This window comes from Streptomyces sp. SID14436 (assembly GCF_010548465.1).
GTDB lineage: Bacteria > Actinomycetota > Actinomycetes > Streptomycetales > Streptomycetaceae > Streptomyces.
Window position 1 is genome coordinate 1 of sequence record NZ_JAAGMD010000396.1, and the last position, 7,500, is coordinate 7,500.

General features: G+C 72.4%; 9 protein-coding genes. 1 reads left to right on the forward strand and 8 read right to left on the reverse strand.

The window, feature by feature from the left end; all coding sequences use genetic code 11:
- The 5 genes from G3I53_RS14005 to G3I53_RS14025 form a co-directional block, all read right to left on the reverse strand.
- Positions 1-1,227: cytochrome P450 (locus G3I53_RS14005; protein ID WP_164438389.1), on the reverse strand; the 1,227-nt coding region annotated here is incomplete at its 3' end.
- A 14-nt stretch (positions 1,228-1,241) separates the two neighbouring features.
- The gene (locus G3I53_RS14010; RefSeq protein WP_164332438.1) at positions 1,242-1,835 is read right to left on the reverse strand and encodes an ATP/GTP-binding protein; all 594 of its coding nucleotides are present in this window, start codon (positions 1,833-1,835) and stop codon (positions 1,242-1,244) included.
- Complete coding sequence (locus G3I53_RS14015) at positions 1,810-2,187, reverse strand: DUF742 domain-containing protein (RefSeq protein ID WP_164332439.1); 378 nt, start codon at positions 2,185-2,187, stop codon at positions 1,810-1,812. The genes G3I53_RS14010 and G3I53_RS14015 overlap by 26 nt, the downstream gene beginning before the upstream one ends.
- Positions 2,184-2,585: a roadblock/LC7 domain-containing protein gene (locus G3I53_RS14020; RefSeq protein ID WP_164332440.1), complete on the reverse strand. Its 402-nt coding sequence runs from the start codon at positions 2,583-2,585 to the stop codon at positions 2,184-2,186. The genes G3I53_RS14015 and G3I53_RS14020 overlap by 4 nt, the downstream gene beginning before the upstream one ends.
- Positions 2,582-3,754: an ATP-binding protein gene (locus tag G3I53_RS14025; RefSeq protein WP_164332441.1), complete on the reverse strand. Its 1,173-nt coding sequence runs from the start codon at positions 3,752-3,754 to the stop codon at positions 2,582-2,584. The genes G3I53_RS14020 and G3I53_RS14025 overlap by 4 nt, the downstream gene beginning before the upstream one ends.
- Before the next feature lie 426 nt (positions 3,755-4,180).
- On the opposite strand from G3I53_RS14025, the gene G3I53_RS14030 reads away from it, so the two are divergent.
- Positions 4,181-4,513, forward strand: a complete 333-nt coding sequence (locus G3I53_RS14030; protein ID WP_164332442.1) for a cupin domain-containing protein — start codon at positions 4,181-4,183, stop codon at positions 4,511-4,513.
- Between the two features lie 78 nt (positions 4,514-4,591).
- Here G3I53_RS14030 and G3I53_RS14035 read toward each other — a convergent pair whose 3' ends face one another.
- The 3 genes from G3I53_RS14035 to G3I53_RS14045 all read right to left on the reverse strand — a co-directional run.
- On the reverse strand, positions 4,592-5,698 hold the full coding sequence (locus G3I53_RS14035; protein WP_164332443.1) for an ABC transporter substrate-binding protein: 1,107 nt from the start codon (positions 5,696-5,698) through the stop codon (positions 4,592-4,594).
- Between the two features lie 486 nt (positions 5,699-6,184).
- Positions 6,185-6,643, reverse strand: coding sequence for an Rrf2 family transcriptional regulator (locus G3I53_RS14040; RefSeq protein WP_164333950.1), 459 nt, complete (start codon positions 6,641-6,643; stop codon positions 6,185-6,187).
- 72 nt (positions 6,644-6,715) lie between these two features.
- Positions 6,716-7,500: acyl-CoA dehydrogenase family protein (locus tag G3I53_RS14045; protein ID WP_275406500.1), on the reverse strand; the 785-nt coding region annotated here is incomplete at its 5' end.

Genomic DNA, 7,500 nt, shown 5'->3' on the forward strand with positions numbered 1-7,500 from the left:
CGGCTGCACCGGGGTGAAGCGGGCCGGCAGCGCGGACAGCGCCCGGTGGAAGGGTCCGTGGCGCCAGGACAGGCTGTCCTCCGGCACCGCGAGCCGCACGTCGGGGAGCTGGTTGAGCAGGTTCTCGATGGCGGTGACGGTGATGTGCCGGGCCGGTTCCTTGGAAGGGCAGGCGTGCGGTCCCGCACTCCACGCCAGGTGGGCCCGGTTGCTGCCCGACTGCCGGGACGCCTGGAGCGCCGGGCCGGTGTTGGCCGCGGCGAAACTGACCAGCACCAGGTCACCGGCCTGGAGCTGCTGACCGGCGAACTCCGTGTCGGCGGCCGGGTAGTGCGGCGCGTAGTTCGACATGGGAGGGTTCTCCCACAGCGTGTCGTCGAGGGCCTCGTCGATCAGGCCGCCCTCGCGGGCGTACCGGTCGTGGGTGAGGAGCCGGTGCAGCGTGTTGCCGATCAGGTTGCGCAGCGGTTCGGCGCCCGCCCCCAGCAGCAGCGCCAGCTGGTGGACCATCTCCTCGTCGGACAGGCCCGCCTGATGCTGCATCAGCCACGAGGTGACGTCCTCGCCGGGACGGCTCCGCTTGAGGGCCACCAGCTCGCCCACCGCCTGGAACAGCACCGCGGTGGCCTTGTCGGCGTTGACGCCGTCGAACATCCCGGAGATGCCGAACAGCACCCGGTCGCCGATGTCGGCCGGGCAGCCGAAGAGTTCGTTGAACACGAACAGCGGCAGCTGCTTGGCGTAGTCGCCCAGCAGGTCCGCCGAACCCCGGGCACTGAACTGGGAGATGAGGTAGCCGGAGATCTGCTCGGTGCTGTGGCTCAGCCGCCGGGTGTCCACCCGGGCCATGCTGTCGGTGACCGCCTGGCGGAGCCTCAGGTGGTCGGCGCCGTCGGCGAACATGCAGTTGGGCCGGTAGGCCAGCAGCGGGGCGACCGGACTGTCCGGTCCGACCTTGCCCTCGTTGAAGGCCCGCCAGCGGCGCGCGTCCTTGCGGAAGGTGCCGGAGTCCTGCAACAGCTGAAGGGCCGCGGCGTAGTCCGTGACCAGGGTCGCCTCCACCCCCGGCGCCAGCTCGACCGGGGCGGCGGGGCCGTAGTGCCGCAGGAACCCGTAGTACGCCTGCGGGTCCGCGGCGAACTCCGGTCCGTACAGCGGCACCCGGCCCCCCGAGCCGTGGGCCGGGCACCCGGGCGGGGGCACCGGGGTGGTGTCGTCAGCGTCCATGTGTGCTTCCAGTCCTAGTGGGCGCGGTCCAGCAGGTAGCGGACCAGTGTGGTCAGGGCGTCGGCCGAGGACTTCTCGTCGCGCGCGTCACAGGTGACGACGGGGGTGTCGTCGAGCAGGTCCAGTGCCTCGCGCAGGGCCCGTTCGTCGCGGGGCGGCGCGCCGTCGAAGTGGTTGACGGCGATGGCGTAGTCGAGCCCGTACTGCTCGATGAGGTCGATCACCGCGAAGGAGTCCGCCAGCCGCTCGGGGTCGACCAGCACCAGCGCGCCGAGCGCGCCGCGCGCCATGTCCTCCCACATCTGCACGAACCGCTGCTGGCCCGGGGTGCCGAACAGGTACAGCACGACCCGCTCGCTGATGGTGAGCCGGCCGAAGTCCATGGCCACCGTGGTGGTGGTCTTGCCCTGGACGCCCTTGAGGTCGTCGACCGCCTCGGCGGCCCGGGTCATCGTCTCCTCGGTGGACAGCGGCTCGATCTCGGAGATCGAGCCGATGAACGTCGTCTTGCCCACCGCGAAGTGCCCGACCACCAGGATCTTCACCGCGGTCTGGGTCGCCCCGCCGCGGACGTAGGCCTGCTCACCCAAACTTGGCGCGGAGACCATTGAGCACCTCCTCCAGGATCTCCCGGTCGGCGAGGCGTGCCCGCGCCACCGGCGGTCGGGTGATGAGGTAGCCGCCCTCCGTCAGGGAGGCCAGCAGGATCCGCACGACCCCCAGCGGCAGCCCGGTGTGCCCGGCCAGCTCGGCCACCGAGAGGTAGCCGGCGGAGCAGATGTCCAGCAGACTCTGCTCCTCCGGGGACAGCCGGGTCGGCCGCTGCGCGTGCTCCGGCGACGCCGTCACCAGGGTGATGAGGGAGAGCTGCTGCTCGTCCGGCAGGTCCCGGCCCCTGGTGATGACGTACGGCCGTACTAATTCCGCGGCCTCCGGCTCCCACCCGTCATGACCGGTCATGAGCGGACGCCGAGGTTCTCGCGCGGCGGCGTCGTCAGCTGCTTGCCGAGCTGGGCGACGAGCTGCTGCATCCGGAAGGTGATGTCCGCCATGTCGACGTCCGGGGAGGCGGACACGCCGAGGTAGGCGCCGTCGCCGGCGGATATCAGGAACACCCAGCCGCCGTCGAACTCGACCAGGGTCTGCCGCCAGCGGTGCTGGGGGTCCTCGCAGAAGAAGCCGAGGGTGCGGCTGAGCGACTGCACACCGCTCATCGCGGCGGCGACCCGGTCCGCGTCATCCTTGTCGAAGTCCTTCGTCCGGGCCATCAGCAGGCCGTCGGCGGAGATCAGGACCGCGTGCAGGGCCCCGGGAATCTCCAGGGCGCTGTCGAGCATCCATGACAGGTCGTCGTTCACGAGACATCATGTCCTTCGCTGCGTGCACCAGGGGTGCTGCTCGTCTGGTCCCCGGCCTCCGGCTGTGTGACCCGGCCGGACTGGGTGCCCCGCTGGAAGGCGCCCATGACCTGCGCCTGTTCGGAGTCGGAGCGGCCCGCGGGACGCGGTGCCGACGCGGTGCCGGGCACGATCGCCATCGGCCGCTTGCGGCGACGCCGGGGCAGGCCGTCCACGGTCGACGCCGGGACGGCCGGCGAGGGCTCCGGCCCGTCGTCGGGACCGTTCGCGGCGGGCCGTGCGGCGGGCGCGGGCGCCTTCCGCTCCGGCATGGCCGTGAGCAGCTCGTGCGGGAGCAGGACCACCGCGCGCACGCCTCCGTAGGGTGAGGAGGAGTCCACCGACACCTCGAATCCGAAGCGTTCGCACAGCACGCCGATCACCGCGAAGCCGAACTGCGGCGGATTGCCGAGCCCCGCCACGCTGGACGCGCGTTCGCTGGAGAGCAGCTTCTGGGCGCGGGCGCGCTCCTCCTCGCTCATGCCGACACCGGCGTCGTCGACGACCACGCAGATGCCCTTCGGCACGGTCCGGATGTTGATCTCGACGATGGTGTCCGGGCTCGAGTAGCTGGTCGCGTTGTCGAGCAGCTCGGCCAGGGCCAGCGCCGCGGGCTCGACCGCCCGGCTGGTGATGCCGAAGTCCACCTGGGAGAGGATCTCCACCCGCCGGAAGTGCCGGATGCGGCCCTGGGCGCTGCGGACCACGTCGTACACCGACGCGGTGTCGCGGCGGCCGCCGAGCCAGCCGTCGCAGAGCACCGCGATGGACTGGGCGCGGCGCCCGAACTGCGAGTTGGTGTGGTCGATCTCCAACAGGTCCTGCAGCATCGCCGAGTCGCCGTACTTGCTCTGCAACCGGGAGAGCACGAGCTGCTGTTCGGCGGCCAGGCCCTGGAGTGTCCGCATCGCGGACTTCAGAACGGTCTTGGTCTCCTCCTCGGCCCGCTCCTGCGCGGCCTGCACCGATTTTCCGTAGTCGCTCTCGAGCTCCGCGTAATGATCCCTCAGGCCCTGGATCTCCTGTCGCAGCGCACGCGCGTGCCGGCGCTGACGGACGATGAGGGAGATGGTGCCGACGAGGGCGACGAGGAGAGCCCAGAGCAGTGGGTTCCCTGTGTATTCCGTCATAAGACTCTCTTCAGGCGACTGACAGCCGGCTTGCTGATTGTCCCGTCACTGCGGGCGGTCGCGGACCGCCCGCCGGGGTTGCCGCCCGGGCCGTCCCAGCAGGGGAGATGTCGGCTTTCGCCCATCCGCCCGCTCCGCAAACGCGGTGATCGTATCATCGGCCGAACACGTGAACTGACGTCAGCAAGCCTGTTCCCACGGGCGGTTGACGCCTCGCTTCCGCTCCGGTGAAGGGGCCCGGACGGCGGGTGCACGGGCCGGTCGGCAGCCACGGCCCCGGGCCCCTGCGTGCCGGGCCGGGCACGGGCCGCGGGGCGGACGCACGCGAGGGCGCCCACTCCTCACGAGCGCCGTTCCCCCGGACGGGCGCACGCGTCCGGTCATGGCACCCTTCGTCCGGGCCGCCCGAGCGGGGAGACTGGGCCCATGCAGAAACTCTCCCTCGACGCCCTCGCCCGGGAACACCTCGAACGGGCCGCCGCCACCGCCAACGGCCGCAGCGCCACCACCGTGTACGGCGGACACGAGCACGTGCTGCGGCAGACCCTCCTCGCACTGACCGCGGGCACGTCCCTGGCCGAACACGAGAACCCCGGCGAGGCCACCCTGCTGGTCCTGCGCGGGCGGGTCCGGCTCACCAGCGGCGACGACTCCTGGGAGGGCCGCGACGGCGACCTGATCGTGGTGCCCGACGCCCGTCACGGCCTGGAGGCGGTCGAGGACGCCGCCGTGGTGCTGACCGTCGCCAAACGCGACTGACCCCGCCCTCGGGCGGGGTCCCCGGCCGGCCGCACCCGTCCCGGGGCGCTCACGCGCCGCCGGGACGGGCCGCGCCGGCTACCCGACGCCGAGACCGGCGTCGTCGACCGCCTCCTTGCCGTCGGCGCGCAGGACCTTGTTCAGCGGGCCGAGGTCGTAGATGCCCTTCAGCCGGGGCTCCTTGAGCAGCCCGGCCTTCACCGCGTACCCGGCCTGGGTGTCGAGGGTGGCGGCCAGCGGGTCGTCCAGGAAGGTGATCGACGGCCAGGCCGGCTCGATGACGTCCGCGGGCAGCGCCTTGCCGGTCAGCTTCTCCAGGGCGGTGTTCGCCGACGCCCTGGCCTTCTCGGGGTTGGCGTTGATCCACTCGTTGGTGCGCACCGAGCCGCGCAGGACCGCCTCGACGACGTCCGGGTGCTGCGTGAGGAACTTCTGGGACACGATGATGTTCGTGATGACGAACTTCTTGTCCGGCCACAGGTCGGCCTCGTCCAGGAGGACTTCGGCGCCCTGGGCGACGAGGCGGGATGCGGTCGGTTCCGGGACCCAGGCGCCGTCGATCGAGCCGGCCTTGTAGGCGTCCGGTGTCACCTTGTTGTCGGAGCGGACCACGGACACGTCCCCCGCGCCGCTCTGCGGGTCGACCTTCCAGCCCTTCTCGGCGATCCAGTTGAGGAACGCGATGTCCTGGGTGTTGCCGAGCTGAGGGGTCGCGATCCGCTTGCCCTTCAGGTCGTCCTCGGACTTGATCCGGTCCGGGTCGACGACCAGCTTCACGCCCCCGGACGCCGAACCGCCGATGATGCGCAGGTTCCTGCCGCCGGACTTGGTGTAGCCGTTGATGGCGGGCGACGGGCCGATCCAGCCGATGTCGATGGAGCCGGAGTTGAGGGCCTCGATCTCCGAGGGGCCCGCGTTGAACGTCGAGGCCTTGATCGTGGTGCCGCCCAACTCCTTCTGGAACAACCCCTCCTGGACGCCCACCAGAGCGGTGGCGTGCGTGAGGTTGGGGAAGTAGCCGATCCGCACCTGGTCGGCGGACAGCTTCTCGGCGCCCGCCGCGACCCGGGACGTCTTGTCGTCGTCGGTGGATTCGGAACCGTAGCCGCAGGCGGTGAGCAGCAGGGGGAGGGCCGCGGTGGCGGCGAGGGCACGCAGGAGGGCGCGAGGTCGTGCGGCAGACACGGAGGTGTCCTCTCGGGAAGGGTGATCCGGGCAGTACGGACGGTCCGGCCGGCGTCACCCGGCCCCGCGCGAGCGGTCGTCGCGGGTTCCGGGACGGCAGCGGAGCCGGAGGAAGGAGCCGCCCGCCGGGGCTCCGGCCCCGGTGGCGGGGGAGGAGCGGCGCGGGCGTGCGGGGCGCCCGGGGACGCGGAAGCGGTCCCCGCGGCGCGGGTACGGCGGGCCCGCGGAGGCGGGCGGCGGGCTCAGGCCCCGCGACAGATGGCGCTGGACGTGCGGCCGAAGTCGATGTGGCGGCGCGACGTGAGCAGGAGCAGCAGCCGGGAAGAATGATCGAACGCGGTCACGACCGGCCACCCCCCGATTCCTAGTTTTCCTACCTGGTTGCTAGGGATCGTGGCAGAAGGGGGCGCCCACCCCAAGAGGGTGTTCACATCGTGGATGACGCCATCTCACGATCCGGTACGCGTGAGGGGGCGGCAGGTGCGGTCAGGGGTTCACCCAGGCGTCGGGCGCGTCGGTCAACGCCGATACGGAGTCCGGCAGTTCGGCTGCCGCGACGTCGGCCAGCGTGACGCCTTCGAGGATTTCGCGGACGTTGGACCGCAGCGCGATCCACAGCGGGAGCAGCGACCGGGCGGGACCGGTGTAGGAGAGGTCGGGCGGGCGCACCCCGCGCACCGACACCAGGGGGCCGTCCACCACGCGTATGACGTCGGCGATGCTGATCTCCCCGGCGGGCCGGGCCAGCCGGTACCCTCCGTTGCCGCCGCGCCGGCTCAGCACCAGCCCGCCCCGGCGCATGTCGTTGAGGATGCCTTCCAGGAACTTGTGCGGAATCTCCTGCGCGTCGGCGATGGCCTCCGCCTTCAGCGGGCCGCCGTCGGGGGACGCGGCGAGCTGGAGTGCCGCCCGCACCGCGTAGTCCGCCCTGGCTGAGATCCGCATGGACGCATTATCCCGCACCTGCGCCGCCGGCCCGCCCGCCGGGTCGCCGGACGCGCGCGGGAGCGGCGCGGGTCAGGCGGGCAGGTCGAACGGAGGGTGCGCGCCGTTCAAGAAGTAGTCGCCGACGTCCCGGAGCCGGTGCGCGACGGGCTCGTACAGCGTGTGGGTGCGGGCGTTGCGCCAGAACCGGTCGAAGCCGAGCCCCGCGGCGGCGGACCGGACGCCGACGACGTCCAGGGCACGGGCCGTGCACTCCTGGGCGGCCCAGGACGCCGCGGCCTCCGCCATGGCCACCAGGACGGACATCTCCGCGCAGTCCTCGTGGCTGAGGTCGCCGCCGCGCGCCAGCCCGGCCTCGACCGCGTCGACCGCCTGGTCCGCGAGGGCCGCGGCGGACCGGGTGAGGACGGTGAGTTCGCCGTAGACGGTCAGTGCCTGCGGGTCGGCGGCGGTGTGGTCGGGCCAGGTGCCGGTGTGCCAGCGGGACGGGCGGGCCCTGCCGTACTCGCGGGCCTCGGCGAGCACCCCCTCGGCCAGGCCGAGCCGCACCTGTGCGGAGAGCAGCCGCCCGACGGACGACGCCGGCGCGGCAGGCGGGACGAGGACGTCCTCGTCGGTGGACAGGGAGCCGAGCACGTCGTCCGGGGCGAGCGCCACCGCGTCGAACTCCACGCTGCCGCCGGCCGCCAGGCGTTGTCCGAAGGTGTCCGTGCCGCCGCCGATGCGCACGCCGGGACGGGCCGGGTCGACGACCACGGCCACCGGTTCGCCGGTGTCGGCGCGCACGGCCCGTACGGCCAGCCGGTCCGCCACCAGTGCCCCGCCGACGCAGCTCCGGCGGCCGTCCAGCACGGGGC

Coding starts and splice junctions, on each gene's coding strand:
- G3I53_RS14015 (WP_164332439.1), bottom strand. CDS start 2,187: ATGACCGGTCATGACGGGTGGGAGCCGGAGGCCGCGGAATTAGTACGG.
- G3I53_RS14025 (WP_164332441.1), bottom strand. CDS start 3,754: ATGACGGAATACACAGGGAACCCACTGCTCTGGGCTCTCCTCGTCGCC.
- G3I53_RS14040 (WP_164333950.1), bottom strand. CDS start 6,643: ATGCGGATCTCAGCCAGGGCGGACTACGCGGTGCGGGCGGCACTCCAG.
- G3I53_RS14030 (WP_164332442.1), top strand. CDS start 4,181: ATGCAGAAACTCTCCCTCGACGCCCTCGCCCGGGAACACCTCGAACGG.
- G3I53_RS14010 (WP_164332438.1), bottom strand. CDS start 1,835: ATGGTCTCCGCGCCAAGTTTGGGTGAGCAGGCCTACGTCCGCGGCGGG.